The sequence below is a fragment of the Halorubrum sp. FL23 genome (assembly GCF_052439115.2).
GTDB classification, from domain to species: domain Archaea; phylum Halobacteriota; class Halobacteria; order Halobacteriales; family Haloferacaceae; genus Halorubrum; species Halorubrum persicum.
On the sequence record NZ_JBQVRO020000011.1, the window covers coordinates 71728 to 95984 of the forward strand.

Consider the following 24257-nt stretch of genomic DNA (forward strand, 5'->3'; position numbering starts at 1 on the left):
CCGACAACCTCATACATATCGTCGAATTATCAGAAAACTGTGAGCGACGACGCAGTCGACGGGCGGATCGGGTTCGAGGTCGACGGGCGGACGCTGTGCATCCGCGACGCGTTGGAGGGAGAGAGCCTCTCCCTCCGCTTCGACCGGGAGCTGCAGCCCCAACCGGCGTTGACCGACCTGTTTCCCGTCCCCGTCGATCGAGCCGTCAGCTTCGAGGCGGAATCGGTGTCGATTCTCGGAGAGCCTATGGTTGTCGTTCGCGACGCCGACGGGGAGTTCGTCGAAAAACTCGGCGACGGGACGGATCTCCCCAGAGAGACTTACTACGTGGATGTCAACGGCGTGACGAAGGCGCTCATTCGAATCCCAAACGCGGAAGTCTCGGCGGCGGGAACGCTCGGTACGGAGACCGTGGAACTGACCTTCGACCGCCCGACCACCGTCACGGTCGGCGCGCGGTCGCTCCACACGCGGCCGGAGGCGACGATCACCGTTCCGGACGACCCGTCGGCGCTCGCCGAGGCGGTGTCGGTTCTCGGCTCATCGATCAAGGAGTTCACCCCGGAGCGATCGTGGCCGACGCTCCGGGGGTATCCGCCCCGGATCCGCGTCGGCGACGAGCTCGACATCCCGAGCCCGCTCGTCTCCCCCGACACCGGCGTCGAGGTCGTCGTGCGACCGACGTACGAGGACCTGTACCGGCTTTCTACCCTCGCGTACTACCTCGGCGCTCGCGTCGTCGTCGGCGACGCGCCGGCGATCCGGCTCGACACCGGCTACGCAGAGTCGCTGCCGACCGAGGGTGTCGCGCTCGAAGAGCGCGCCGAGGAGCTGCTCCGGACGTGGTTCTTCCTCGACACGCTCGCGCGGACGGAGGGGTACATCAAGTCGGACCGGTTCGAGTACGAACTGGTGGGGCCGGAGCTTCCGTTTTACCCCCCGAAGCTCGCCGACCTGTCGATGAGCGAACGGCTGATGGAGTACTTGGAGGTCGACCCGACGACGGTCGCGCCCTATACGCCCGAGTGGCCGACAGAGGCGGTGCTACGGCCTCTTCCCGAGTGTGCCGAACTCCTTCCACATCTCGCTCACGTTCTCGCCCCCGTCCGCGTTCGAGGGTCGTCTGACCCGACGGCGAACGGGCCGATCGCACTCGCGGCCCCGCCGTGGACGGACTACAGAGACGGTGACGCCGGCGGCAGCGAGGCTCCAGTCCCGGACGGTTCCTCGTTCCCAGCGGGAACGACGATGTTGACCACGGAGGGCTACGAGAACTGGCTCGTTAGAGCGAAGAAAGCGCGCGGCGAGGTTCGGGCCGTCGTCCTGACCGACTCAGCGGAGCGCGCGGCGGAGCTCCGTCGCACCCTCTCCGATCCGGCGGTGCCGAGCGAGATCGGTGCGTGGGAGGTGCTGGACCGCCCGAACTCCGACACCGTCAGAACGACGCTCTCCGACTCGACGGTCGACATCGCGTACTGTAGCCTACCCACTAAACAGGACGGGCTCGTCGCCGCGGACGGGACGGTTTCGCTCGATGATCTCGGCGCGGCTCCGGCGCTCGTCGTATTCGAGAACGATCCGGACCCCTCGTTGGGAACTTCGGTCATCGAGAACGGCGGGCTCTCCGCGATCCTCACCGAGGACGCGCTGGACCCCGGATCGGCACGTGCGCTCGTCGGGCTGCTGTCGTTCGGAGTCTCGACTGCCGCGAGCGTCGGGCTGTCCGGAGTCGGAGACGAAACTCGAACGCGGATCGTCGGCGCTCCCGGAATCGAGATATCCTCGCACAACATTTTGGCCTTTCAGGTGAACTCGGCCCGATCGGAGTCACCCACGGCCCACCGCATCGAACGTGGATCTATTTTATCTCTTACAGGACAGATCGGTGGCGAGCAGCAGCTCAATGAACTTTTCCAGTCCAAGGTAGAGCTGACAGGGCGGACGAATATCGACGGTCCGACCGTCGATTCCTCGGAACTTTGGACGCTTCTCAACCAAGACGACGTGGTCCTCCGGCTCAACGGGAGACTGCTGTTACCGGACGACATCGACGAGGAGGCCGACATCGAGCGGTTGGCCCGCCGGCATCTCTCTCGGGAGAACGACCCGGCCGAGGGTGTGTCGGAGCACTGCTCGGAGTGACGACATCGCGATCGCGTCTCGCTTCGCCGACGCCGGTGGTTTTTACTTCGCTTGCGGACGAACTCACGGACATGCCTCAGATCCACCTCGACGAGGAGACGATCGAGCGGCTGGACGCGCTCCGACTCGACGACGAGGAGTACGACGAGATCGTCACCGAGCTCATCAACATCTACGAAGCCGAGGAGCTGACGCTGTTCCGCGGGAGCGACGTCGAATAAGGCGAGGGCACTGAGCCCTCGAATCGATACCACCCGTCCGTGCCGCTACTCCTGATACGCGACCCGGACCTGCTCCCACTTCCCGACATCTTCGAGGTGGGCCTGCAGCTCGTCCGCGTACTCTTGGACGAGCCGCTCGGCCGCGTCCACCTCCTCGTCGGAGGGGCCGTCGCTCCCGCCGCCACCGAGTCCGAGCGCGCCCTTGATCGAGTCGACGAGCCCCCCGCCGGAGCCGCCCCCCCGGCCGTCACCCCCGCCCGGAGCGCCGCCCATCGCCGCGACCTGCGACCGGACGTTCTCCAGCTCCGGCATGATCGCCGGGAGGCTGGACGTGTCGGCGACGATCCGCGCGTCCTCCGGGTCGCCGGCGTCTTCGATCTCGAACTCGGTCGCGGTCATGATCAGTCCCCACTCCTGGCTGGAGAACCGGGAGGCCGACACCCGGTCGGTGAACTGGTTGTCGACGGTCATGCGCTCGCCGACGATCGCGTCGGTCCATTCGCTCATGGGTCTCCCTTCGACGGTGACGGTAAAAGCCCCTTCCCTCGTCTGCCGGTCCGCTCGGCACCGCCTCGGCCGTCTCGCCCGCGCGGTCGCGGGTCGGGTCCCGTCTCGGCGGCGTTCACGAGGGCATTTATACCGCCCACCGTCTCGATCCGATATGACCGACCGAACGCGTCGGGGGGCGCTCGCGGCGGCGACCGCCGTCGCTACCGCGTCGCTCGCGGGCTGTGCCGACGCCGTCATCTCCGGCGGCGAGGAGGAGACCGATCCGGAGCCGGTCGACCGGACGGGATCGGACCGAGTGACGGTCACCGTCGGCGCCGACGCCGGGTTCGCCTTCGCACCCGCGCACGTCGTCGTCGAGTCCGGTACGACGGTCGTCTGGGAGTGGACCGGCGCGGGCGGCGCGCACAACGTGGTCGACAGAGACGGTGCCTTCGGCTCCGAGCTCATCAGCGAGCAGGGTCACACCTTCGAGCACGCGTTCGCGGAAGCGGGCGTCTTCGAGTACGTCTGCACGCCGCATCAGACGCGGGGGATGGCGGGAGTCGTCGAGGTCGTGGAGTGATCGCTCCCGCCGGGTGAGCTCTCGATGGCGGACCACCCCCACTGCGACTCCCGCGGCGATTTCCGGCGCGCTACAGGAGACCGTCGAAGGCGTCGCCGGCCAGCCCCGAACCGCTCGGCACCGCGATCGCGCCCTCCGAGACCGGACAGGGATCCGGAGCGAGGTCCGCGTCGAGCAACGACCCGGTGGCGAGCCCGCAGGGCGCCACGTCCGGGATCGCGGCGGCGACGTGGACCGCGGCGGTGCGGGCGATCACCGCGTCGACCGTGGTGGTGACGACCGGTTCGACGCCGGCCTCTCGCGCACGGATCGCCGCCGCCAACGCGCGGTCCGGCCCTCCGAGCGCCATCGGCTTCAGGACGACGGCGTCGGCGGCGCCGGCGTCGAGGACCGCGTCGACGCCGCGGCTCGCGACCGACTCGTCGAGGGCGATCGGGACCGGGGGATCGGTATCGGCGTCGGTGTCGGCGCCGACCTCTCCCCCTTGCCGTCGGTCTCGGAGGGCGGCGGCTCCCTCAACGTCGTCCGCCGGGAGCGGCTGCTCGAGGTACGCGAGACCGAGCGATGCGAGCCGCTCGACCGCCTCTCTGGCGGTCTCCCGGTCCCACGCGCCGTTGGCGTCGGCGCGGATCGCGACACCGTCACCGACCGCCCGGCGAACGGCTCGGAGGCGTTCGACGTCGGCGTCGAGCGCGCGCGAGCCGACCTTCAGCTTCAGGCAGCCGAACCCCTCGGCGACGGCTGTCTCGGCCGCGGCGACCGTCGTCTCGGGGTCCCCGTCTCCGATGGTCGCGTTGACCGGGACCGCGTCGGCGGGCGCCGGAAGGCGCTCGTCCCTCGCGAGCTGCTCGGCGAGGGACCGCCCGGCGTCTCGGGCGGTCGCGTCCGCGAGCGCGAGCGCGAGGCCGTGGCGCGCGGCCGGCGTCTCGCCGGGGTCGATCCGGGTGAGCGCGTCCGCGAGTCCCGCGTCGTCCCGGTCAGCTTGGAGCCCGCGGAGCGCCGCTTCGCAGGCCGAGAGCGACTCGGTCCAGCCGGGGAGCGGCGTCGCCTCGCCGACCCCCGCCTCGGAAACCGAGTCGCCGTCGGATTCGGGGTCGACGGCGACGACGAATCCCTCGCGCTGTTCGATCGAGGCGCGCGCCGTTTCGAGGGGGCTCGTCAGTCCGAGCGAGAAGGGGCGGAGCCGCATCGGGTCACACCGCGAGTCCGACGGCGAACGCGACCGCGTACGCCGCGAGGAGCTTCCCGGTCGATTCGAGCGCCGGATTGAGCGCGTCGCCGGCGGTCTCGGTCAGCACGGTGCGGGCGACCCCCGCCGCGAGCGGGAGCGTCGCCAGCGGGAGGAGCACGGCGATCCCGTACCCTTCGGCGAGGAACCAGAGGGGCGTGAGGTACGCCAGCGCGAGGAGCGCGAGGAACTGCCCCCGCGAGAACCGGTAGCCGAACCGGACCGCGAGGGTGCGCTTGCCCGTCTGCGCGTCCTCCTCCAAGTCGCGCACGTTGTTGACGACGAGGATGTTCGTCGAGAGCGCGGCGATCGGGAGGCTCGCGACGACGCCGGCGAGGGTGACGGTCTCCGGCGGTATCCATAGGGGAAACGCCCCGGAGACGAGCGCGGCGGCCTGCACGTAGTAGGTTCCCGTGACGGCGATCACGCCGAAGAAGACGAAGACGAACAGGTCCCCGAGCCCGTGGTAGCCGAGCGGATACGGACCGCCCGTGTACGCGATCCCGGCGGCGACCGAGGCGAGCCCGATCACGATGATCGGGACGCCGCCCACGTATACGAGGTAGGTCCCGACGAGGATCGCGGCGGCGAAGGTGAGCCACATCGCTCGCTTCACCTCGCCGGGCTTGATGAGGCCGCTGGCGACGACGCGGGTGAACCCCTCGCGGTCGTCGGTGTCCGCGCCCTGGATCGCGTCGTAGTAGTCGTTCGCGAAGTTGGTGCCGACCTGAATCAGCGCCGCGCCGACGAGCGCGGCGAGCGCGGGCAGCGGGGCGAACGCCCCGTCTCGGACCGCGAGCCCGACGCCGACGATCACCGGTGCCGCCGCCGCGGGGAGCGTCTGCGGCCGCGCGGCGATGAGCCACGCCCGGCGCCGCGACAGTTCGGTACTCATTGTCACCGGTAGGGTCGTGCCGTCCCTTAACCTTACCATCCGGTCGAGCGGGTGGCCGGTCGGGACGAACGAGGCGGTCCGGGCGGCGCGGTCGAAGCGTCCGGCCCGACCGTGTCGGCCCCCGATCGCGGCGAGCGCCACCGAGGCACACAAGCCTATCACTGCGGGCGATGAGACGTAGCCATGGCCCGCGTGCCCTACGTTGACGCGTCTGACGTACCGAACGAGTACGAGGAGTTACTGGAGTCGTCGCTGCAGGGGAAGCCCCTGCACGTCTACCAGTCGATCGGCAACAACCCGGAGGTGCTCGCCGGATTGCGTTCGTTCCTCGGCTCGCTGTGGACCGACAGCGGGCTCTCGGACCGCGAGCGGGAGCTGGTGATCCTCGCGATCGCCCGCGAGACGACGAACCGGTACGAGTGGCATCAGCACGTCAACATCGCGCGGGGGGTCGGGATCGACGACGAAGTCATCGCCGCGCTCGGGGCGGACGACCGCGGACCGCTCGACGGCGACGAGACGGCGGTCGTCGAGTACGCGCTCGCGGTCGTCCGCGGCGAGGTCGACGCGGTCGTCCACGACGAGGTCGCCGCCCGCTACGGCGACGACGCGATCGTCGGGATCGCCGCCGCCGCGAGCGGGTACGACGCCCTCGGCGGGATCATCGACGCGTTCGACCTCGACCTGGAGTCGGGGGCGGAGTTCCACGGGTGGGACCCGCGGTAGAGCCGGGAGCCCGCCGACCGACGGCGGTCCGACCGACAGATACGACACGGATCGGTGCGTAGCGTGCGCATGAGCGACACGACCGGAGGCGAGGCGGACGGAATTTCGGCGCGCTACGCGGAGACAGACGGTGAGCGACGCGTCACGTTTTCCGCCGGCGGCCGGGAGGCGACCGTCGCCCAGAACGTCGACGGCTACGCGATGCTGAAGGTCCGACCGGGGCCGACCGGCGACGAGTTAGAGCGGTACTACGGGTTCGACATGGCGCTCGACCACGCCGCCGAACTGCTCGGCGTCGCCGTCGCCGACCTCCCGGTTCCCGAGGACGCGGCCGACATGGGGATGTGACCCCGCCCGTCAGATCCCGAAGGTCGCGCGCAGCATGTCCCGACTTCCGGGACCGAGACCGACCGCGAGCACCGTAATAAGCAACAGCAGCGTGTAGCGCGGCGACTCGTCGAACATCTCACCGTTGAACACCCAGACGACGAACGTCGCCGCGGCGAGCTTCACCAGCAGGAACGGCCACGCGTCGCCGGTGACCGAGAGGATCGACTGCGGGAGCAGCCGCGCCGTCCAGTCGACGATCAGCGCGTTGACGACGTGTTTCGGAACGAGGTTCGCCGTCCCCGTCAGCGCCGGCATCCAGTTGAGCCCGATCACGTTGGCGACGCCGTCGATCGCGTGGCCCCAGATGATGACGATTCCCGCGACGCCGGTTCCCTTCCGAACTTCGGGCACGTAGCTGGTCGCGAGCTTCCACGTGACCGCGGTCGCCGCGGTCGCGATCCCCAGCGTCAACACGAGGATGATCGGGTAGAACTGGACGTAATCGGTCGCGACCGAGAGGTACGAGAGGTAACCGAAGGCGAGCGCGAGCGCGACGGTTCCCATCGCGAACAGGGGACGGCCGTAGTCGTCGACCACGCCCCGGTTGTCGAGGGAGTACGCCGTGAGGACGCACGCGAGCGTCACGCCGAAGACGGTGAAGTAGATGAACGGGCTGATAAGCAGCGCGCTCGCCGGGAACGGGATCAGCGGCTCCACGCCGGCCCGCATCGCGGCGACGCCGGAGTCCTCGACGGTGCGGAGGGCGCCGCCGAGCAGCATGAACGGGAACAGCGCGTAGAAGAAGCGGAGCTCGGTGCCGATCTGCAGCCGGCGGAGGAGGAAGACCACGCCGATCAGCATCGCCAGCAGGATGACGACGTAGCTCACGGTCGAGACCGTAGTGTACCCGGGGAACGCGACCGCCTTGCCCGCCTCGACGGCCGCCGAACACGCGGACGAGCTCCCGAGTAGCTCGGTCCCGCCGGCGTCGCGGACGGCACACTGCGCGCCCTGTCCGTCGGCCGCGACCGGGCCCCAGAAGTACTGCCAGAGGAACCGATCGTACACGATCCGCGGGAAGACGGCGGACCCGACCGCGAGAAGCGCCGTGATGGCGCCGACGACCGCCGCCCACGCCTGCTCCGGCGACAGCCCGAACCGCTCTTCGACCCGTGTGCTCATGCTCTCCGTTGGTGGAGCCCCCGAATTGAGGGTTCCGGTCCCGCGGCGCCGGAAACCCGCCGACGCCGGAGGTCACACCGGCGGGCCGTCCGCCTCGTAGTCGGTGCCGAGAATGATCATCGTCTGCGATCGGGAGAACCCCTCCATCTCCGCGACGCTATCGAACATGAGTTTGCGGAGACTCTCCGTGTCCGCGGCGACGACCTTGAGCATCACGTCCCACTCGCCGGTCGTCAGGTGGATCTCGCCGACGCCGTCGATCTCGCGGAGCCGCTCCAGCGCGTCCTCTTCGCGACCCTGCTCGACCCGCAGGCCGACGAAGGCGCTGACGCCGTAGCCGACCGCCTTCGGATCGATGGACGCGTGGTATCCCTCGATGACGCCCGCCTCCTCCATGCGATTCACCCGGTCGTGGACGGTCGCGCTGGACATGTCGATGCGGCGTGCGACCTCCGAGAAGGGTGTTCGAGCGTCCTCCTGTAGAATCCGGAGGATCGCGCGGTCCGTCTCGTCGAGTTCCATGCGTGCTATACGTTGCCAGCGGACTTTGCACTTCCGGCGCTGACAAGGCAAAATCGTCAACTAGCGGACGTTTAATCGGCGATATCGGCGTTCGAGGCGTCGCCATCAGCGGCCGCATCGTCGGGCATCCCGAAGGACCCCTCGCGGATGGCGGCCTCCGCCTCGGCGAGCGCCTCGTCGGCGTCGAACGAGTCGATCGCGTCGCGACGCGCCGCAGGGGGGGCATCGGCGAGGTCTCGCGCGTGAGCCGTGACGTTCGGCACCGCTCGGATCAGGTTGTCGATGATCGGGATGTCGGCGGTGCGGGGCGACCGACTGCCGGGGTTCAGATCGACCACGATCTCGGTTTTCCCCATGGCGTCGAGCGCCTCGGCCCGGTCGCCGTCTTCCAGCGGGACGACGACGACGTCGGCGGCCTCGATGCCGTCTGCGTCGACGGTGCCGCGGGCGTGATCGAGTCCGGGGATCTCGCCGTCGCCCGCGAGCCCCTTCACCTCGTCGGCGCCGTGCTCGCGGAGGTGGTCGGCGATCCGGCGAACGCGCTCGTCGGTGTGGTTGAAGAGGTTCACCTCGATGTCGGCGTCGACGGCCGCGGCGAGGTCGACGATCTCCGCGGGCGCGAGCGCCGCGACGTTGCCGTTCACCGAGAGCACCGGGTGGTCGGCGCACAGGAGGGTGGCGGCGGCCGCGCGCTCGGCGGCGTCCGCGCTCGGAAGCGTCCGTTCGCCGAGGAGGTAGTCGAACGCCTCGCCGCGCCCCTGTGCGATGAGCCCCTGTTTCGAAGTGATCCCCTTTTCGACGCCCGCCTCGATCCGGTGGCGCGTCACGAGCGACGCGTAGCGCGGGTGATCCTCGGGGATCTCCGTCTCCGTCATACCCGAGCGAGGCGGCGCGTCGATTAAAATGGCCCGTTCTCGCCGTTGTGTGTCGTGACCTCCGGACACACACAAATGTTAACATGCGTCAATGCGTAGGTCCACGCGTGATGAATCGGACTGGCAAGTATACGGTCGTGAAATCGTGCAACGACCACGGAGCGATGACCCTCCGTGAATACCCACGCAACGGGACCCTGTACGTCGTCGAGTACGACGATCCCGACGTGGAAGACGAACTGTCCGCGCTCGAGGCCGGGTCAGTCGTCGAGCTGGACCTCCGACGCGCGGGTCGCCGCGGTAACGCGTGGTGCGCGGAGTCCGCCCGTCCGGTCGACCCGGTCTGACCCCGCACCCCGCGGTCCGTTCACGCGACGCCGATCCGCTCGCGGTAGGTGCCGTACTCCGCTTCGAACACCGCCATGATCTCGCCCATCGTCGCGTACTCCTTCACCGCCGCGACGATCGCGGGCAGCACGTTCTCGCCGGCGTCGACCGCGGCGCGAACGTCGTCGAGTGCGGCCTCGACCGCGTCGTCGTCGCGCTCCGCTTTCACCGATTCGAGTCGGTCGAGCTGTCGCTCCCGGGTCGTCTCGTCGACGCGAAGCAGGTCGGGCTCGGTGTCCGCCTCGACCTGATAGGCGTTGACGCCAACCACCGTCTCCTCGCCGCTGTCGACGCGCTCCTGGTACTCGTAGGACGCCTCCTGGATCTCGCGGTGGAAGTACCCCTCTTCGATCCCCCGGAGCACGCCGTCGCGCACGGAGCCGTCGCCCATCTCCCTGACCTCTTCGATGTACGCGGTCACCTCCGCCTCGACCTCGTCGGTGAGCGCCTCCACCGCGAACGAGCCGCCGAGAGGGTCGACGATGTCGGCCGCGCCCGACTCCTCGGCGATGATCTGTTGCGTGCGGAGCGCCACCCGGACGGCGCGCTCGGAGGGGAGCGCGAGCGCCTCGTCGAAGGAGTTGGTGTGGAGGCTCTGCGTGCCGCCGAGCACGCCCGCCAGCGCTTGGATGGTGACGCGAACGACGTTGTTGAGGGGTTGCTGGGCCGTCAGCGACTGGCCCGCCGTCTGCGTGTGGAACTTGAGCTGCTTGGAGGCGTCGGCCTCGGCGCCGTACCACTCGTCCATGATCCGGGCGTATATCCGGCGGGCGGCGCGGAACTTGGCCACCTCCTCGAAGATGGAGTTGTGCGAGTTGAAGAAGAAAGAGAGCTGCGGCGCGAACTCGTCGATGTCGAGCCCCCGATCGAGGCAGTCCTCGACGTAGGCGAACCCGTCGGCGAGGGTGAAGGCGAGCTCTTGCACCGCCGTCGACCCCGCCTCGCGGATGTGGTACCCCGACACCGAGATCGGCTTGAAGTTGGGAGTCTCTGCCACCGCGAACTCGATCGTGTCGGTCACGAGATCGAGCGACGGCTCCGGCGGGATCACCCACTCCTTCTGCGCGATGAACTCCTTGAGCATGTCGTTCTGGAGGGTCCCTCGGAGCTCCTCGCGCGGCACGCCCTGCTGGTCGGCGATGGCGACGTACATCGCGTAGATCACGGGGGCGCTCGGGTTGATCGTGAACGAGGTCGACACCTCGCCCACGTCGATGCCGTCGAACAGCACCTCCATATCGCGGAGCGTGTCGACGGCGACGCCCTCCTTGCCGACCTCGCCGAGCGACATCGGGTCGTCGGAGTCGAGCCCCATCAGCGAGGGCATGTCGAAGGCGGTCGAGAGGCCGGTCTGGCCCTCGTCGATCAGGTAGTGGAACCGCTCGTTCGTCTCCTCGGCGGTGCCGAACCCGGCGAACTGGCGCATCGTCCACGTCCGTCCGCGGTACATCGTCGGGTAGACGCCGCGGGTGTACGGCTCCTCGCCGGGGAAACCGATGTCGTCGCCGTAGTCGAGGTCCGCCACGTCGGCGGGGGTGTACACCCGATCGACCTCGTGGTTCGACACCGTGGCGAACCGGTCGTTCCGCTCGCCGTGTCCGTCGAGAGCCGGATCGAGCGTCTCCGCCGCCCATTCGGCGTGGGCCTCGCGGATCTCGGAGAGCTCCTCATCGTCGTACATGGCTTCGACTACCCGTCGATACTGTATAAATATTGATTACAGTAAGGAGATCTCAGGCGACGCTCCCGCGACCCCCCGTCTCCGCGGATCCATTATGTGGGCTCGGATCGAATCGTCGGGTATGACCGACTCCTCTGAGCGTCCGACACCACCCGAAGGACTGCCGCCGAAGGTCGTTTCGGCACTGACCGAATGCACGCCGGAGGAGCTCCGCAAGGCGATCGTCCACGCACAGGAGCTGCTCCACCATCACGGAGAGGCGGAGCTTCCGGTCAGTGCGGAAGTCAACGACGACATCCTCCGCGTCACCGAACACGAGGGGTACACCGAAGTGGTCAAAGAGTTCTACTGCGCGGACGGCTGCGACGACTGCCCGCACGGCCCCTACCTCTACCACGTTACGGAGGAACCCCATCCGGACGGGGGCCGCAAGGTTCACTGGTCGTTCATGGGGACGGTCCACTCCCAAGAGGAGTGACCACGCGGGGTGGCGGCCCGGTAGTACGCGTAGATCTCAGGGGTTCAGCCCCCAGATCCCGGCCCGAACGAACACCAGCACCGGAATGATCTCAAGCCTCCCGATCCACATGTTCAGGACGAACATCCCCTCGGCCACGGGCGACATCGAGGGACCCGTGATCCCCGAGGAGAGCCCGACGTTCCCCTGCGCGCTGGCGACTTCGAACAGCGCGTCGGCGTAGCCAAACTCGGGGCCGGCGATGTTGACGAGGACGAGGCTCCCCACGACGAGAGCGACGATCCACAGCAGCGTGACGATGGCGGCTTCACCGAACTCCCGCTCCATCGTTTCCCGGTCCAACGTCCGGTCGCCCAGACGCGCGGTGACGACCGCGTTCTTCGGGAGGAACACGCGAGAGAACTGCCAGACGATACCGCGGGCGACCGTGTACCCGCGGACGATCTTGATACCGCCGACGGTGGAGCCCGCCGCGCCGCCGAGGACCATCGCGCCGACGACCAACACCTTCGCGCCGGCGACCCACCGACCGATCGGGGCCGATTGGAAGCCGGTACAGGTGAGGGCACTGATCCACTGGAACGTCGAGTCTCGAACGGCGTCGAGCTGTGCCCCGTCAAGCAGCGGGGCGGAGCGCGGAACGAACGACTCCGTCGCGAACGCGCCCGTTGTTATCTGGACGGATGCGACGTTCTGTATCGAGAGCACCACCACGCCGGCGCCGAGCAGCACGAACAGCCATCTCGTCTGAAGATCCGCGACCAGTTCGCGCACGTTCCGATCGTTGAGCACGACGTAGTGGACCGGAAACGCGATCGCACCGAGCACCATGATCGGTAGCAGCGTGGCCTCGACCAACGGGGAGCCGTACGTCGCGATCGAGTTGTCCGTCACCGAGAACCCACCCGTCGTGAGTCCCGTCATGGCGTGATTGAGCGCCTGCCAAGCGGTCTCGCCGACCGACAGCGACTCGGCGTACGCGCTCTCGCTCGCCCGGATCGCGGCGAACAGCATCGCGAAGGCCAACAGCGTGTACGCCACGACGAGCTTCCAGACCGTGCGGACCGTCGAGACGACGCTCGGATGGATCTTCCGTTCTCTCGCCTCGCTCCGGTAGAGCGCGTAGCTCCCGCTGCCGGGACGTGAGAGGATCGAGACCGTGAGGACGATGACGCCGACGCCGCCGACCCACTGGATGAACGAGCGCCACCACTGCACCGCCCGCGGCAGCGACGGCTCGTGGACCGCCATCGTCAGGCCGCTCCCGGTCCACCCGCTCATGCTTTCGAAGACGGCGTGGAGCGGATCGCGGAAGTACGCGAGACTGGAGAGGGTTACACTCCCACCGACCTCGATCGGCTCCCACGAGGCGGTGTCCGCGGCGGCGGGAACGAACGCGTCCATCACGGCCGGCGGCGTCGCCCACGCCGTGAGAAACAGCGGTAGGGCACCGAAGCACGCGACCATGAGCCAGCCGCCGGCCGCGATCACCATCCCGTGTTTCATCTCCGGCTCCGGAGCGTCGGCGAACGCCCGGTTGGCAGCGCCACCGACGAGAGCCGTCATCCCGCCCGCGAGCAGGAAGCCGAGCGCCGCGTGGAACTCCCCGAATCCGAGGGCGACGACCACCGTGAGGCTCATCAGCCCGGCCTCCATCAGGAGGAGCGAGCCAACGTCCCGGGCGATGACGCCGAGATCGGTCGGGAGTCGACCGCCGTTCCGGTCGGGCATCTCAGTCGTTGTCCTCCTCGTGAGCGACGGGCAGGAGGACGTGGCCGAGCAGATCCTGACCGTCGGTCTCGTCGGTACTCGTCATACGGATCGTTAACTCGCCCGTCAGTTAAGAAGATACGCTCTGCGGAAGCGCGCGATCAGCGCCGCCGAAACCGGATATACTGCGAATACGGACCGCGAAATCGGTCTCTGTATTCCGGTTCACCGAGTGTCGATCGCCGAGATGAACACCGCGAGCACGGGCACGATCTCCAGCCGACCGATCCACATCAGGAACACCATCAGCAGCTTCGACGTGTCGGGGAAGAACAGGTAGCTCCCGAACGGTCCGAGCCGGCCGAACCCCGGCCCGATGTTCCCGATCGTCGCGAGCGACGCGCTCGTCGACTCCAGCATCGTCAGCTGAATCCCGATCCGAGCGGTGTCGAGAGACAGCAACACTGCCGAGACGCCGAACAGCACGAGGTAGAGGATGGTGAACGCCATGATGCCACGGATCGCGTCCTCGTCAATGACGCTCCCGCTGAGGCGGACCGGCTGGACGACGTCCGGGTGCGCGGAGGTGAACAGCTCGCGACGGATCGCCTTCCCGACGATGAGCCATCGAACGATCTTGACGCCGCCGCCGGTCGAGCCGGCGGAGCCGCCGATGAACATCGCGAACATGAGGAGAATCTGCGCGTCGGTGTCCCACTCCACGAAATCGGCGGTCGCGTATCCCGTGGAGTTCAACAGCGACACGACCTGGAACGTCGCCTGCCGAAGCGAGTTCTCGGTCACGCCCTGCGTCATTCCGCCCAGTTCGATGGCGGGCGCCGCGCCGCGGAACAGCATCACCGCGAGAACGGCGGTCACGACCGCGATCGCGCCGGCGTATCCGCGGAACTCCGCGTTCTTCAGCATGACCTCCGCCTCGCCGCGCAACACGTGCCAGAACAGCGCGAAGTTGACGCCGGCGACGGCCATGAACGGGATGACGACCCACTGCACGGCGGCGGAGAACGCCGCGACGCTGTCGGCCTCCGGCGAGAACCCGCCGGTCGGGAGGGTGGTGAACCCGTGCGCGATCGCGTTGAACAGATCCATGTTCGGCGCCATTCCGGCGCGGTGGAGCCCGTACAGGAGCACGATGTACACCACGGTGAAGGCGAAGTAGATCAGCCAGAGCGCGCGCGCCGTCTCCGCGATCTTCGGGGTGAGCTTCTGGAGCTCCGGCCCGGGGGCCTCCGACTCCATGAGCTGGGCCCCGTTGACCGCGACCTCGGGCAGGATGGCGATCATCAGCACGATTATCCCCATCCCGCCGAGCCACTGCGTGAGCTGGCGCCACATCATCACGGCGTGGGAGTGGCGGTCGGTGCTGATCTCGCCGAGCACGGTCGCGCCGGTGGTGGTGAACCCGCTCATCGACTCGAACAGGGCGTTGACGATCGACTCCGTGAGGGCGCCGAGCGATCCCGTCTGAAGCCCCACCGTCGACGCCGTGCCGTACCCGGCGAGCAGGTACGGGATCGTCCCGATCACCGCCGCCGCGATCCACGCGAGCGAGACAAAGAGTAGCGCCTCGCGGGGACCGAGGTCGGGGTCGGGATCGACCCGCTCGACGGCGAATCCGATGGCCGCGACGAGCGCCATCGAGACCAGGAACACCCAGATGTCCTCGCCGTACACGAGCGCCACGACCAGCGGCACCAGCATCGTGACGGCGAGGTACTTGATCCCGACCCCGAGAAGTCCAACGCTCGCTTTCCAGTTGACGCCCCAAGCCATGTGTGTTCGATCGATATGGGAGTGGCCCGTTCGCTGTATTAAACTGTCGAAGGGGCGACGACGGGACTCTGAAACGGATTCACGAGGTCCAAAACGTCTTCGTGAACAGCACGAGCACGGGAATGATCTCGATCCGACCGATCCACATCAGGACGATCATGACGGCTCGGGTGCTCATCGGGAAGGTCGCGAACGTTCCGTACGGGCCCGCTTGGCCGAACGCCGGACCGATGTTGAGGAACGTCGTCGCGGCGACGGGAGGCCGGATGATCGCCACCGCGAGGAACGGCATCGGCGGCTCGCGGTGATAGAAGGGACCGGCAGCGGGAACGCGAGCGGTACGGAGAGCGCAGCGAGGACGTCTCCGGCCGGCCCGACGCTCGCCCGCCGGCCCGGAGCGGGGCCGTCACAGGAGACTCAGGCCATCGACGTGATCGCGCTGATGGAGTCCGACTCCGCGAGGAGGATCACGTGGTCCCCGGCCTGAAGCACGGTGTCCCCGCGGGGGGTGACGAGCTCGTGGTTGCGGGTGATCGCGCCGATGACGAACCGCGCGTCGCTCTCCGCGACGATTTCGGAGATCGGCCGGCCGGTGAGCCCGCACCCCTCGGTGAGTTCGAGTTCGAGGACCTCCGCCCGATCGTTTTCGAGGACGGCGATGTTCTCGGCGACGCTCTCGTAGGTGAACCGCGTGATCTCCTCGGCGGTCACCGTGCGGGGGTTGATCGCGATGTCGATGCCGATCTCCTCGAAGACGGTGACGTAGTCGGGGCTGTCGACCACCGCGATCACGCGGTTGACGCCCAGCCGCTTGGCGAGCACGGCGACGAGCAGGTTCTTCTCGTCCGAACCGAGCGCGGTGACGAGGATGTCCGCGTCGTCGACGTGCTCGCGCGAGAGGAACTCGGTGTCGGTGGGGTCGTGCTCCATCACGACCGTGCTCGGGAGGTTCTCCGCGAGCCACCGCGCGCGGTCGGCGTCGCGTTCGATCAGCCGCGGCTTGAAGTCGCGCTCCTCAAGCAGCCGGGCGGTCTGGTAGCCGATCTCGGTGCCTCCCACGACGACGATCTCGTCGGCACTTCCGGGGGTCGTCTCGGGCGCCACGTCGGTCGCGAACGACTGGACGCTCTCCGGGCTCCCGATCACGACGGCGCGGTCTTCGACCGCGATGCCGGTGTCGCCGCGCGGGATCGTCATCTCGCCGTCGCGGAACAGCCCGACGAACGTGAGCGACTCGAAGCGGTCGGCCTCCGAGACGGTCTGTCCCGCCACGGGGCTCCCCTCCGCGATCTCGAACTCGGCCATCTGGACGAGCCCGCTGGCGAAGGGGTCGACGTCGATGGCGGCCGGGAGCCCGATGACGCGGACGATGTTCTCGGCCGTCAGCAGGTCGGTACACACCATGAAGTCGACGCCGAACGCGCCCTCGCTGCCCTGCCACGTGCGGAGGAACTCCGTGCTCTTCACCCGGGCGATGGTGAACCCGCCGCCGAGCGTCTTCGCGGTGCCGCAGGCGACGAGGTTCGTCTGGTCGTTGTCGGTACACGCGATGACCATGTCAGCCCGTCCCACCTCGGCCGCGGTCTGTATCTCGGAGGTCGTGCCGTCGCCGGCGATCGTGAGCACGTCGAGCTCGTATTTGAGCTGCTCCGCTCTGTCCGGGTCGACGTCGACGACGACGACTTCGTGGTCCGAGGCGAGGCTCGCAGCGATGCTCGTTCCGACCTCGCCGGCCCCGATGACGACCACATGCATAGGCGCAACCAGAGACCCGACCCTGAAGTTCGTTACTATCGGGAGCCGGGGAGCACGGCGGCGGCGCCCGACGGGTCACCGACGGTTTCGGCCGCCGCGGCCCGGCTCCTACGACTCGCCGCCGAACGACGAGGGGTCCGTCCACTCGTTTCGCCCCGAGACGGTGCGCTGCGGGAAGGGGATCGAGATCCCCTCCTCGTCGAAGCGCGCCTTGACCGCCTTCACGTAGTCGGCGCGGGCCTTCACGAAGTCCGCCCGCGACGGGTCATCGATCCAGATCCGCGACTGGAGCCCGACGTACGAGTCCGCGAGCTCGGTCAGCCGGACCGACGGCGCCGGGTCGTCGAGGATGGCGTCGCTCTTCTCGGCCTCTTCGACGATGATGTCGGTCGCTTTCTCCACGTCGTCCTCGTAATCGATCCCGAAGACGAACTTCAGGCGCAGCGTCTTCTTCGCGACCGGGTTCTTCACCACGTCGCTTGTCAGGGCGTGGTTCGGCACCGTGAGCAGTTCGTTATCGAACGTGCGCACGCGGGTGACCCGGAAGGAGATGTCCTCGACGATCCCCGAGTTCCCCTGCCACTCGATCCAGTCGCCGATGCGGAACGGCTTGTCCGTGTAGATGAAGACGCCGGCGACGAAGTTCTTGATCACGTCCTGGAGCGCGAAACCGACCGCGAGCGTCGCCGCGGCGGCGATCGTCGCCAGCGACCGCAGGAACCCCTGATACCCCGCCGCGCCGAACGCGACCGTGACGCCCGCGAACAACACGAGGAACGCGACGATCTTCTGTAACGGCCGCCGCGCGTGCTCGTCGAGCCCCTGCCTGTCGAACACGCGCTGGACGAGCGGGGTGACGGCTGCCTTGTACAGCACGTACGTCGCGGCGACGACGGCGACGAAGATCGCCGCGTCGATGACGATTCCGGTCAACGGGCCGAGGAACGGCTCCAGCGTGCCCGCGACGGCGACGGTTCCAGGCGCCCCTGCGGGGACGCCCATCAGTGCAGCACCGCTGTGTTCCCGCGCGTCTCGATCAGGTCGGCGTCGACGGCTTCGGCCAGCTCCGCGGCGAGATCGTCGGTCGTGGTTCCGCCCCGCGCGGCTCGGAGGAACTTCACCTTCACGAGCTTGCGGTCGTCGAGCTGGTCGTCGAGCTCGTCGACGACCGCGTCGATGCCGTGTTTCCCGACCCAGACGGTGACGTCGAGGTCGTGCGCCTCTTTGCGAAGCTGTTGGTCGCTCATACACCGATGAGTCGGCCGCGCGCATTGAAACTTGAGGTTTGGCGGTCGGCGAGGGGGATCGCGTCGCCCTCGCGGGGGCTCCCGCCGGATCAGCGCTCGCGCTCGACCTCACGCTCGAAATCACGCTCCGCGTTTGAGCCGCCCGGCCGGCCCCGTTCGACGTACTCGGCCGCGTCCTCCGGCGTCTCCGTCTCCAACAGCCGGTCGAGCTTGCGCTCGAACTGCTCGTCTGTGAGCTCCCCCTCGGCGTACCGGGCGCGGAGCCGATCGAGCGCGTCCGGGGCGTGCTCGGAGCGCTCCGCGTCGTCGGTCTGGCCGGCCGGCACGGGATCGCTCCCCCCGAACAACTCCAGTTCCTCGTCGTCGTCGTCGAACAGCATCGAGACCACCGGCACGATCACGATGTAGCCGAACAGCATGAACGGGAGCCACCAGCCGAAATCGAGCAGGAGCGCAGCGAGCCACGTCCCCGTCACGACCGTCGCCGCGATACCGCTCGCGTTCCGCTCGAACCGCTCGCGTGTGGAGGTGTCCGCCATCGCTGACACCATCCGCGCCGGGGCACAAAGTCGTGTCGGCGGGCGATCGTGGCGTGCGGTCAGTCACCGGGACGACTGCGGCCGTCGTTAGAATTAGTCTAATCTAATCTTTTTCTTTGACCAGAAGTGTATTATGTGGGTCCTCTCTAATACTCGGTATGTACACGGACGCGAACGGCTCTTCGGGCGTCTCTCGCCGCCGGTTCGCCTCGATCGGCGCCGGCGCGCTCGCGGGAGGGATCGCCGGGTGCACCGGGAACGCGACCGACGCGAGCGCTGCCGGCGACGGCGGCGACGCCGACTACACCGTCGTCGCCTCGTTTTTCACGTTCTACGACTTCGCCGACTCGCTCGCGGAGGGAACCGACATCGCGGTCGAGAACCTGGTTCCGACCGGGCTCCACGGCCACGGCTGGGAGCCGGACCCGTCGATCCAGCGCCGGATCACCGACGCCGACGCCCTCGTTCACGTCGGTCCCGACTTCCAGCCGTGGGTGGATCGGGCGATCGACGCGCTCGCGGCCGAGTCGACCGAGACCAAACTCATCAACGTCCGGGCGGGCGTCGGTCTCATCGACCTCGCCGACTCGCTGACCGAAGAGGAGGCGGTCGAGGGGGCGAAGGACCCGCACTTCTGGCTCGACCCGCGGCGGGCGAAGCGCGCGGTCGCGAACCTCGCCGACGGGCTGTCCGAACTGGCCCCGGACAGCGAGGAGGCGATCCGGGAGAACGCGACCGCCCTCGACGCGGAGCTCGACGCGCTCGACGCGGAGTGGCAAGCGGTCTTCGACGCAGCCGAGCGCGACGTGGCGTTCCTCGCCGCCCACAACGCCTTCGCGTACCTTTCGGAGCGGTACGGCGCGACCATCGAGCCGCTCGTGGTGAACCTCGCGGCGAACGACGACGTGCGACCCGCGGACATGCGGCGGGCGCAGGACACGATCGCCGAACACGGCATCGAGCACATCGGCGCCGCCGTCTTCGAGCCGATCCGGCCCGCCCGCCAGCTGCTCGAACAGACCGACGTGACGGCCTACTTCCCCGTGACGCCGTACGCGGGAACCGCCGAGTCGTGGGTCGAGCGCGGGTGGGGGTACTTCGAGATCGCCCGGAAGGTGAACCTCCCGACGTTCCGCATCCTGCTCGGCGTCGACGACCCAGACGACGTGACGTTCGCCGACTACGGCCGCAACTTCGAGCCATGAACGGGGCGCCATCGCCGGTCGACGCCGACCGACCCCCCCTCGTCGACGCCCGCGATCTGACGTTCGGATACGCCGCCGTCCCGGTCGTCGAGGACGTGACCCTCCGGGTCGACCGCGGCGAGTACGTCGGGATCGTGGGGCCGAACGGCTCGGGGAAGAGCACGCTCCTCCGGCTCCTCTTGGGCCTGCACGAGCCCGATTCGGGGTCCGCGGAGCTGCTCGGCCACCCCGCCCGGGCGTTCGCCGAGCGCGAGCGCGTCGGCTACGTCGCCCAGGACGTGACGGAGGACGAGAAGCGGATGCCGATCACGGTGAGCGAGGTCGTCCTGATGGGCCGGTTCCCGCACGCCGGGTTCGGTCGGGTGACCGTCGAAGACCGCGAGCGCGTCCGCGAGGCGCTCCGGACGGTCGGGATCGAGCATCTCGCCGACCGCAAGATCACCGCGCTCTCGGGCGGCCAGCGCCAGCGGACGTACATCGCCCGCGCGCTCGCCGGCGAGGCGGAGCTGCTCGTCTTAGACGAGCCGACGGTCGGGGTCGACGCCGAGTCCGTCGAGGCGTTCTTCGAGCTCCTCGACGGGCTCGTGGCGGACGGGATGACCGTCCTGCTGGTCGAACACGACATCGGCGCCGTCATCGAACACGCCTCCCGGGTGGTCTGTCTCAACCGCGAGGTGTACTTCGACGGTGACCCCGCGGCGTTCGCCGAGAGCGACGCGCTCGACCGCGCGTACGGGACGAACATCCGCCGCGAGGAGGGGGGGATCGTCACGTGACGCCGAGCGCTCCGGCGGTCGCGGCCGTCCCGGCCCTCTCCGCCCCCTACGACCTCCTCGCCCGCCTCGTCGGACTGTGGAGCGACGGGCTCGGCTGGGTCGGCGAGCGGCTGGGGATCGCGATGCTCGACTACGTGTTCATGCACCACGCGCTCCTCGTGGGCGCGCTCATCGCGGTGATGGCGCCGCTCATCGGCACCTTCCTCGTTCACCGCCAGCTCGCGCTGATCGGCGACGCGCTCGCGCACACCGCGTTCGCGGGCGTCGCCGTCGGGCTGTTCGTCAACTCGCTGCTCGGCACCGGGATCTCTCCGTACGTGACGGCGATCGTCGTCGCCGTGATCGCCGCGCTCGCGATCGAACTGATCTCCGAGACGACCGACGCGTACAACGACGTGTCGATGGCGATCGTGCTCTCGACCGGGTTCGCGCTCGGCGCGGTCCTCATCAGCCTGAACACCGGCGGGCTCGCCGTCGGGATCAACCAGTACCTCTTCGGGAACCTCTCGACGGTCTCGCGCGAGAACGCCGTCCTCTTGGTCGTCCTCTTCGCGATCGTCGCGCTGGTCGTCACGGTGACGTACAAACAGCTGCTGTACGTCACGTTCGACGAGACCGCGGCCCGGGTCGCCGGCGTCAACGTCCCGTGGTACAACCGCCTGATGACGACGCTGACCGCCCTCGTCGTCGTCGGAGCCATGCAGATCATGGGCGTCATCCTCGTCGCGGCGATGCTCGTCGTCCCCGTCGCCGCCGCCGCCCAACTCGCCCGCGGCTTCCGCGAGGCGCTCCTCGCCTCCGTCGTGCTCGCGCAGATCGCCGTGGTCGCGGGCATCACGCTGTCGTTCAACTACAACACGACCGCCGGCGGCACCATCGTCCTCGTCGCCGTCGGCGTCTACATCGCGGCGGTCCTCGCCGGGAAGGCGCAGTCGCGGCGGGCCGGGGGAAGCGGGGACGACCCCGCCCCGGCCCCGGAGCGCTAGTCGGCCCGCTCGTCGGTCGACCCGCGGAGCCCTCCGTCGAGCCCGAGCCCCACCCGGTCGCCGTACCGGTCCCAGACGACGACCAGCGACGGGACCAGGAGGATCGAGCAGAGGTACGCGTACAGCACGCCGAGCGCGAGCAGCAGGCCGAAGTCCTGGATCAGCGGGATCACCGCGAGCCACAGGACGCCGAGCCCGCAGACGGTCGTCAGCATGCTCCCGGTGAGCGCGCCGCCGGTGCCGGCGATGGTGATGTCCAGCGCCTCGTCGATCCCGTGGCCCGCCTTGTACTCGTCGACGAAGCGGTGGACGAAGTGGACGGTGTAATCCACCCCGAGCCCGATCGACACCGAGAGGATCGGGGCGTTGATCGGCGTCAGCGGGATGCCGAACACCCGCATCGACCCGACCAGCAGCCCCACCGTGACGAGCACGGGCACGAGGTTGAGCAGGCCGTACACGGCCTTCCCCTCCAGGTAGGCGTACGACACCGCGAGGAAGATCGCCGTGAGCGCGAACGCGGCGATCAGGCTCCGGATCGCCGAGTCGGTGAGCCGATCGATCACGGCCTCGTTGACGACGAGACTCCCCGTGGGGACCGCCTCTAAGGGGGTGCGTTCGGCGAGTTCGCGCACGTCCGCGACCGCCTCGGAGTCGTCGACGCCCGGCCGGATCGTGTAGTCGATCCGCGCGCTCCCGCGGTCGGCGGCGAGGTAGCCGCGGGCCTGCCCCTCGGCTTGGGAGTCGAGCAGGGCGTCGTACACCTCGTCGACGTTGCGGTCGGGGACGCCCGTCCCGAGCCGGTCGTTGCGGTCGACGACCGCGGCGAACGCGGGATCCCGCGCGGCCTGGTCCTCGATGACCGTGACGACGCTGGTCGAGGCCGCCCGGCGCTCGTCGGTCGTCTCGAAGGTGTCGGGCGGGTTGCGCGTGGTCCGATCGATCAGCTCCAGGGCGTCGTCGTCCCGCACCGACTGGTCGACGTACAGCGTCACGCTCCCGACGAAGTCCTGTTCGAACTCCTCCTCGAACAGCGTGAGCACCCGCAGGAACGTGTAGTCGGTGGGGGCGAACGGCTCCGGAAGGGCCGAATACGTCTCCAGCCGGTCCTCGTCCGGGAAGAACGCCTCCTCGGAGAACTCCGTGTTCACGCCGGTGCCGTACGCGCCCCCGACCGCACCGCCGACGAGGAGCACGGCGACGACGGCGACCGGCGCGACCTTCGAGAGGTCGACGCCGACGCGGAGGACGCGCCCGAGCCGCGAGCCGCCGGCCCCGAGCGCGGTCGTGCCGAACGTGGGGATCGGGAGCCGCTCGCGCCAGCGGTCGGCGAGCACCTTCGCGGCGGGGAGGAACCCCCCGAAGATGACGAGCGTGAACACGATCCCGGCGGCGGCGACGAGCCCGAAGTCGCGGTTGGGCTCGAAGGGGCTGGCCACGTTCGAGACGAGGCCGAACACGGTGGTGATCGTCACGAGCAGGAACGCGATGAGCAGCTGGTCGGTCGTCGTCCGCATCGCGTCCTCGATCCCGAGCCCCTCGCCCCGCTCCTCGCGGTACCGGTTGACGATGTGGATCCCGAAGTCGATCCCGACCGCGAGCAGCAGCGGGAAGACGGTGATGAGGGAGTCGGAGAAGGGGATCCCCGCGTACCCCATGAACCCGAAGGTCCACAGGAGCGACAGCAGCAGCGCCGCGAGTCCGATCCCCATGTCGATCGGGTCGCGGTAGGCGAACACCAGGAAGCCCAGGATGAGCAGCAGCGCCGCGGGGAACACGATGATCGCGGTGTCGCCGAGCAGCGCGGTGATCTCCGACTGGAGCACGCCGTCGCCGAAGAGGATCGCGTTCCCGCCGGCCTCGTTGCCCGGCACGGAGTCGACAACCTCCACGCTGCGCGTCTGGAGCTCCGTCACTCGGGCGGTCGTCGCCGCGTCGGGCACGTCGTAGGTGATGCCGACGATGGCGGCGTCGGCGGTCTGGGCGGTCGGGTTGTAGTCGACCGACACCTGCGCCCCGACCGCGCCGGCCGCGTCGGCGTCGGCGATGGCCGCCCGCAGCTCTCGGGGGGTCGCGTCCGCCACCGCGTCCCGCCGTTGGGCGGCGGTCCCCGCGGTCGGGTCGAGCCGGCGGGCGACCGCGTCCGCGTGGCTCGACGTCGACCCCACCCGGAGCGTCGACCGCGACTCCAGTCGGTCCTGGGTCTCCAAGACCCGTATCAGCGTCGACCGGGAGAGCACGTTGTCGTCGGTGACGATCAGCTGCGCGGCCGTGGCCGACCCGCCGATCGACGTCTCGAACTCCTCGTCGATGTCGTCTAGCGCCCGCTGGGCCGGGATGTCCTGCGTGAACTGGTCGGCGCCCGCGCTCGTCTCGATCCCGCCGATCCCGCCGACGGCGACGAGGCTCACGAGGAGGAAGACGGCGATCACCGCGACGGGACGCTCGGTGACGAACTCGTCGACGCGCTCGACGAGCCGGTCAGCGGCGCTCACGGTCGCCTCCG

Annotated in this window: 24 protein-coding genes and 1 pseudogene; 10 read left to right on the top strand and 15 right to left on the bottom strand. The window is 68.8% G+C overall.

Annotated features, from left to right (window positions below):
• Positions 1-39 precede the first annotated feature (39 nt).
• Together ACT4MF_RS13750 and ACT4MF_RS13755 are read left to right on the top strand one after the other, a co-directional pair.
• Positions 40-2142, top strand: coding sequence for a hypothetical protein (locus ACT4MF_RS13750; RefSeq protein ID WP_444683030.1), 2103 nt, complete (start codon positions 40-42; stop codon positions 2140-2142).
• Positions 2143-2213: 71 nt separating this feature from the next.
• Complete coding sequence (locus tag ACT4MF_RS13755; protein WP_180271862.1) at positions 2214-2363, top strand: DUF7557 family protein; 150 nt, start codon at positions 2214-2216, stop codon at positions 2361-2363.
• A 45-nt stretch (positions 2364-2408) separates the two neighbouring features.
• Here the strand turns inward: ACT4MF_RS13755 and ACT4MF_RS13760 are convergent, their stop codons facing one another.
• Positions 2409-2870: a DUF5799 family protein gene (locus tag ACT4MF_RS13760; protein WP_444683031.1), complete on the bottom strand. Its 462-nt coding sequence runs from the start codon at positions 2868-2870 to the stop codon at positions 2409-2411.
• Positions 2871-3024: 154 nt separating this feature from the next.
• Here ACT4MF_RS13760 and ACT4MF_RS13765 point away from each other — a divergent pair, with 154 nt between their 5' ends.
• Positions 3025-3435: a halocyanin domain-containing protein gene (locus tag ACT4MF_RS13765; protein ID WP_444683032.1), complete on the top strand. Its 411-nt coding sequence runs from the start codon at positions 3025-3027 to the stop codon at positions 3433-3435.
• Positions 3436-3505: 70 nt separating this feature from the next.
• Here ACT4MF_RS13765 and ACT4MF_RS13770 read toward each other — a convergent pair whose 3' ends face one another.
• Both ACT4MF_RS13770 and ACT4MF_RS13775 read right to left on the bottom strand, forming a co-directional pair.
• Positions 3506-4624, bottom strand: a complete 1119-nt coding sequence (locus tag ACT4MF_RS13770) for a mandelate racemase/muconate lactonizing enzyme family protein (protein ID WP_444683033.1) — start codon at positions 4622-4624, stop codon at positions 3506-3508.
• Positions 4625-4628: 4 nt separating this feature from the next.
• A complete protein-coding gene (locus tag ACT4MF_RS13775) occupies positions 4629-5558 on the bottom strand; it encodes a 1,4-dihydroxy-2-naphthoate polyprenyltransferase (protein ID WP_444683034.1) in 930 nt (309 codons plus the stop codon).
• 183 nt (positions 5559-5741) lie between these two features.
• Here ACT4MF_RS13775 and ACT4MF_RS13780 point away from each other — a divergent pair, with 183 nt between their 5' ends.
• On the top strand, positions 5742-6284 hold the full coding sequence (locus tag ACT4MF_RS13780; protein WP_099256561.1) for a carboxymuconolactone decarboxylase family protein: 543 nt from the start codon (positions 5742-5744) through the stop codon (positions 6282-6284).
• Between the two features lie 69 nt (positions 6285-6353).
• On the top strand, positions 6354-6632 hold the full coding sequence (locus tag ACT4MF_RS13785) for a DUF7111 family protein (RefSeq protein ID WP_099256560.1): 279 nt from the start codon (positions 6354-6356) through the stop codon (positions 6630-6632).
• Between the two features lie 9 nt (positions 6633-6641).
• On the opposite strand, the gene ACT4MF_RS13790 is transcribed toward ACT4MF_RS13785, so the two are convergent.
• The 3 genes from ACT4MF_RS13790 to ACT4MF_RS13800 all read right to left on the bottom strand — a co-directional run bounded on the left by ACT4MF_RS13790 (position 6642) and on the right by ACT4MF_RS13800 (position 9193).
• Complete coding sequence (locus tag ACT4MF_RS13790) at positions 6642-7796, bottom strand: DUF63 family protein (protein WP_099256559.1); 1155 nt, start codon at positions 7794-7796, stop codon at positions 6642-6644.
• 72 nt (positions 7797-7868) lie between these two features.
• Complete coding sequence (locus ACT4MF_RS13795) at positions 7869-8318, bottom strand: Lrp/AsnC family transcriptional regulator (RefSeq protein ID WP_099256558.1); 450 nt, start codon at positions 8316-8318, stop codon at positions 7869-7871.
• Positions 8319-8389: 71 nt separating this feature from the next.
• Positions 8390-9193: a 4-phosphopantoate--beta-alanine ligase gene (locus ACT4MF_RS13800; RefSeq protein WP_444683035.1), complete on the bottom strand. Its 804-nt coding sequence runs from the start codon at positions 9191-9193 to the stop codon at positions 8390-8392.
• 110 nt (positions 9194-9303) lie between these two features.
• Here ACT4MF_RS13800 and ACT4MF_RS13805 point away from each other — a divergent pair, with 110 nt between their 5' ends.
• Positions 9304-9540: a DUF7999 family protein gene (locus tag ACT4MF_RS13805; RefSeq protein ID WP_099256556.1), complete on the top strand. Its 237-nt coding sequence runs from the start codon at positions 9304-9306 to the stop codon at positions 9538-9540.
• Positions 9541-9560: 20 nt separating this feature from the next.
• On the opposite strand, the gene ACT4MF_RS13810 is transcribed toward ACT4MF_RS13805, so the two are convergent.
• Complete coding sequence (locus tag ACT4MF_RS13810; protein WP_444683036.1) at positions 9561-11261, bottom strand: acyl-CoA mutase large subunit family protein; 1701 nt, start codon at positions 11259-11261, stop codon at positions 9561-9563.
• Positions 11262-11382: 121 nt separating this feature from the next.
• Between ACT4MF_RS13810 and ACT4MF_RS13815 the strand changes: the two genes are divergently transcribed.
• Positions 11383-11739, top strand: coding sequence for a hypothetical protein (locus ACT4MF_RS13815; RefSeq protein WP_444683037.1), 357 nt, complete (start codon positions 11383-11385; stop codon positions 11737-11739).
• A gap of 36 nt (positions 11740-11775) precedes the next feature.
• Here ACT4MF_RS13815 and ACT4MF_RS13820 read toward each other — a convergent pair whose 3' ends face one another.
• The 7 genes and pseudogenes from ACT4MF_RS13820 to ACT4MF_RS13850 all read right to left on the bottom strand — a co-directional run bounded on the left by ACT4MF_RS13820 (position 11776) and on the right by ACT4MF_RS13850 (position 18784).
• On the bottom strand, positions 11776-13470 hold the full coding sequence (locus ACT4MF_RS13820) for a potassium transporter TrkG (protein ID WP_444683038.1): 1695 nt from the start codon (positions 13468-13470) through the stop codon (positions 11776-11778).
• A 204-nt stretch (positions 13471-13674) separates the two neighbouring features.
• Entirely contained in the window at positions 13675-15243 is a 1569-nt protein-coding gene (locus ACT4MF_RS13825) for a TrkH family potassium uptake protein (RefSeq protein ID WP_099256552.1), read from the bottom strand.
• Positions 15244-15322: 79 nt separating this feature from the next.
• Positions 15323-15496, bottom strand: a pseudogene (locus tag ACT4MF_RS13830) (potassium transporter TrkG); the annotation flags it as partial.
• Positions 15497-15660: 164 nt separating this feature from the next.
• A complete protein-coding gene (gene trkA, locus ACT4MF_RS13835) occupies positions 15661-16998 on the bottom strand; it encodes a Trk system potassium transporter TrkA (protein WP_444683039.1) in 1338 nt (445 codons plus the stop codon).
• A 108-nt stretch (positions 16999-17106) separates the two neighbouring features.
• Positions 17107-18000: a mechanosensitive ion channel family protein gene (locus ACT4MF_RS13840; RefSeq protein WP_444683040.1), complete on the bottom strand. Its 894-nt coding sequence runs from the start codon at positions 17998-18000 to the stop codon at positions 17107-17109.
• On the bottom strand, positions 18000-18245 hold the full coding sequence (locus ACT4MF_RS13845) for a YhbY family RNA-binding protein (RefSeq protein ID WP_099256549.1): 246 nt from the start codon (positions 18243-18245) through the stop codon (positions 18000-18002). The genes ACT4MF_RS13840 and ACT4MF_RS13845 overlap by 1 nt, the downstream gene beginning before the upstream one ends.
• Before the next feature lie 89 nt (positions 18246-18334).
• Positions 18335-18784, bottom strand: a complete 450-nt coding sequence (locus ACT4MF_RS13850; RefSeq protein ID WP_444683041.1) for an SHOCT domain-containing protein — start codon at positions 18782-18784, stop codon at positions 18335-18337.
• Positions 18785-18942: 158 nt separating this feature from the next.
• Between ACT4MF_RS13850 and ACT4MF_RS13855 the strand changes: the two genes are divergently transcribed.
• The 3 genes from ACT4MF_RS13855 to ACT4MF_RS13865 are packed head-to-tail and all read left to right on the top strand — an operon-like array spanning position 18943 to position 21751.
• Entirely contained in the window at positions 18943-19989 is a 1047-nt protein-coding gene (locus ACT4MF_RS13855; RefSeq protein ID WP_444683042.1) for a metal ABC transporter substrate-binding protein, read from the top strand.
• Entirely contained in the window at positions 19986-20765 is a 780-nt protein-coding gene (locus ACT4MF_RS13860) for a metal ABC transporter ATP-binding protein (protein WP_099256546.1), read from the top strand. The genes ACT4MF_RS13855 and ACT4MF_RS13860 overlap by 4 nt, the downstream gene beginning before the upstream one ends.
• A complete protein-coding gene (locus ACT4MF_RS13865) occupies positions 20762-21751 on the top strand; it encodes a metal ABC transporter permease (protein WP_444683043.1) in 990 nt (329 codons plus the stop codon). Before ACT4MF_RS13860 ends, ACT4MF_RS13865 begins: the two co-directional genes overlap by 4 nt.
• Here the strand turns inward: ACT4MF_RS13865 and ACT4MF_RS13870 are convergent.
• Complete coding sequence (locus tag ACT4MF_RS13870) at positions 21748-24246, bottom strand: efflux RND transporter permease subunit (protein ID WP_444683044.1); 2499 nt, start codon at positions 24244-24246, stop codon at positions 21748-21750. The two genes, ACT4MF_RS13865 and ACT4MF_RS13870, sit on opposite strands and share 4 nt — an antisense overlap.
• Positions 24247-24257 lie beyond the last annotated feature (11 nt).

Coding starts and splice junctions, on each gene's coding strand:
- ACT4MF_RS13755 (WP_180271862.1), top strand. CDS start 2,214: ATGCCTCAGATCCACCTCGACGAGGAGACGATCGAGCGGCTGGACGCG.
- ACT4MF_RS13760 (WP_444683031.1), bottom strand. CDS start 2,870: ATGAGCGAATGGACCGACGCGATCGTCGGCGAGCGCATGACCGTCGAC.
- ACT4MF_RS13765 (WP_444683032.1), top strand. CDS start 3,025: ATGACCGACCGAACGCGTCGGGGGGCGCTCGCGGCGGCGACCGCCGTC.
- ACT4MF_RS13770 (WP_444683033.1), bottom strand. CDS start 4,624: ATGCGGCTCCGCCCCTTCTCGCTCGGACTGACGAGCCCCCTCGAAACG.
- ACT4MF_RS13775 (WP_444683034.1), bottom strand. CDS start 5,558: ATGAGTACCGAACTGTCGCGGCGCCGGGCGTGGCTCATCGCCGCGCGG.
- ACT4MF_RS13780 (WP_099256561.1), top strand. CDS start 5,742: ATGGCCCGCGTGCCCTACGTTGACGCGTCTGACGTACCGAACGAGTAC.
- ACT4MF_RS13785 (WP_099256560.1), top strand. CDS start 6,354: ATGAGCGACACGACCGGAGGCGAGGCGGACGGAATTTCGGCGCGCTAC.
- ACT4MF_RS13790 (WP_099256559.1), bottom strand. CDS start 7,796: ATGAGCACACGGGTCGAAGAGCGGTTCGGGCTGTCGCCGGAGCAGGCG.
- ACT4MF_RS13795 (WP_099256558.1), bottom strand. CDS start 8,318: ATGGAACTCGACGAGACGGACCGCGCGATCCTCCGGATTCTACAGGAG.
- ACT4MF_RS13800 (WP_444683035.1), bottom strand. CDS start 9,193: ATGACGGAGACGGAGATCCCCGAGGATCACCCGCGCTACGCGTCGCTC.
- ACT4MF_RS13805 (WP_099256556.1), top strand. CDS start 9,304: ATGAATCGGACTGGCAAGTATACGGTCGTGAAATCGTGCAACGACCAC.
- ACT4MF_RS13810 (WP_444683036.1), bottom strand. CDS start 11,261: ATGTACGACGATGAGGAGCTCTCCGAGATCCGCGAGGCCCACGCCGAA.
- ACT4MF_RS13815 (WP_444683037.1), top strand. CDS start 11,383: ATGACCGACTCCTCTGAGCGTCCGACACCACCCGAAGGACTGCCGCCG.
- ACT4MF_RS13820 (WP_444683038.1), bottom strand. CDS start 13,470: ATGCCCGACCGGAACGGCGGTCGACTCCCGACCGATCTCGGCGTCATC.
- ACT4MF_RS13825 (WP_099256552.1), bottom strand. CDS start 15,243: ATGGCTTGGGGCGTCAACTGGAAAGCGAGCGTTGGACTTCTCGGGGTC.
- trkA (WP_444683039.1), bottom strand. CDS start 16,998: ATGCATGTGGTCGTCATCGGGGCCGGCGAGGTCGGAACGAGCATCGCT.
- ACT4MF_RS13840 (WP_444683040.1), bottom strand. CDS start 18,000: ATGGGCGTCCCCGCAGGGGCGCCTGGAACCGTCGCCGTCGCGGGCACG.
- ACT4MF_RS13845 (WP_099256549.1), bottom strand. CDS start 18,245: ATGAGCGACCAACAGCTTCGCAAAGAGGCGCACGACCTCGACGTCACC.
- ACT4MF_RS13850 (WP_444683041.1), bottom strand. CDS start 18,784: ATGGCGGACACCTCCACACGCGAGCGGTTCGAGCGGAACGCGAGCGGT.
- ACT4MF_RS13855 (WP_444683042.1), top strand. CDS start 18,943: ATGTACACGGACGCGAACGGCTCTTCGGGCGTCTCTCGCCGCCGGTTC.
- ACT4MF_RS13860 (WP_099256546.1), top strand. CDS start 19,986: ATGAACGGGGCGCCATCGCCGGTCGACGCCGACCGACCCCCCCTCGTC.